Source organism: Undibacterium sp. Di27W, from assembly GCF_049340345.1.
Taxonomy (GTDB): domain Bacteria; phylum Pseudomonadota; class Gammaproteobacteria; order Burkholderiales; family Burkholderiaceae_D; genus Undibacterium.
This window is the reverse complement of sequence record NZ_JBMPOS010000075.1, coordinates 1-1,012: the sequence shown is the minus strand read 5'-3', so window position 1 is coordinate 1,012 and position 1,012 is coordinate 1. Positions and strand designations below refer to the sequence as shown.

The following is a 1,012-nucleotide window of genomic DNA, read 5'->3' as shown; positions in this document are numbered from 1 at the left end:
GACAGCAGATATTGCCAGCAAAGAGGCGGCAGCAATAATGCTACATGCCCGCATAGGCTTTTCAAATTTGAAATCGATTTTCATAATTGACCTCCAGAAGAAGAGAACCGAGTGTATCTATCACTTATGGGCATCGCCGTACGGCAGCGTACATAGAGGGATAAAATTTTTAGCCTTAAAAAGAGTTCAAATCCACAAAGGAATTTCGAATTTTTACTGTCCTCCGGTACTTCATTGAGCTAGCGTAAAAGACTACAACGTAGTGACGTGTTAGCTGACTGTCATTATTTTCTTTGCTACTTAAGATAGCGTCACTGGTTAAACAAACCAGCAATCAATATGTGCGATGGCCTAACCCTAAGCCTTAGTACTAATGGAGAAAATATAATGTCTACAAATTCTACAAGCTCTACAGGTAAAAACGATTCGTCTTCTGGCTCCTCCAAATCCTCCAGTTCATCTGGTTCAAGCGGAACTCAGGGTGGTACACATGAACAACATGTGAAGGCAGGTCAGCAAAGTCATAAAAATGATGATAAAGATTCCGGGGATAGCAAATCAGGCAGCAAGTCTGACGGCAAATCTGGAAGCGGCGCTGACAATAGCGATACAAAATCGGCTTCTTCAGGCTCGAAATCAGACTCTTCATCTGGTTCAAAATCAGGTACTTCCAACGGTTCACATACAGGCACCCAAGGTGGCACGCATGAGCAGCATGTAAAAGCTGGCCAGCAAAGCCACAAGAATGATGATAAGGACGATGACAGTAAATCTGAAAGCAAGTCTGCACGGTCTTCTGACAGCGGTGATTCAAAATCTGGTTCTTCATCCAGTTCTCAATCGGGATCTGGTTCAAAAGCAGATTCTGGCTCGAAATCAGCCAGTAGCTCCAAAAGCCGTTAATTGGCAGCAGAATTTTCGGTAACGAAAACTGATACCGAAGGGTACCTTAATGGTGCCCTTTTTTTATGAGCTGATGTTGGGCGGTTCAATAAAGCATAGTTAATATCAG

Annotated in this window: 2 protein-coding genes; both read left to right on the top strand. The window is 43.2% G+C overall.

What is annotated here, in order from left to right; translation table 11 throughout:
• On the top strand, positions 1-238 hold a 238-nt coding region (locus ACO0LF_RS31310), incomplete at its 5' end, for a hypothetical protein (protein ID WP_423021300.1).
• A gap of 149 nt (positions 239-387) precedes the next feature.
• The gene (locus tag ACO0LF_RS31305) at positions 388-903 is read left to right on the top strand and encodes a hypothetical protein (RefSeq protein WP_423021298.1); all 516 of its coding nucleotides are present in this window, start codon (positions 388-390) and stop codon (positions 901-903) included.
• Positions 904-1,012: the final 109 nt, after the last annotated feature.

Bases quoted from the DNA above. Each gene is read 5' to 3' on its own strand.
- ACO0LF_RS31305 (WP_423021298.1), top strand. From the start codon at position 388: ATGTCTACAAATTCTACAAGCTCTACAGGTAAAAACGATTCGTCTTCT.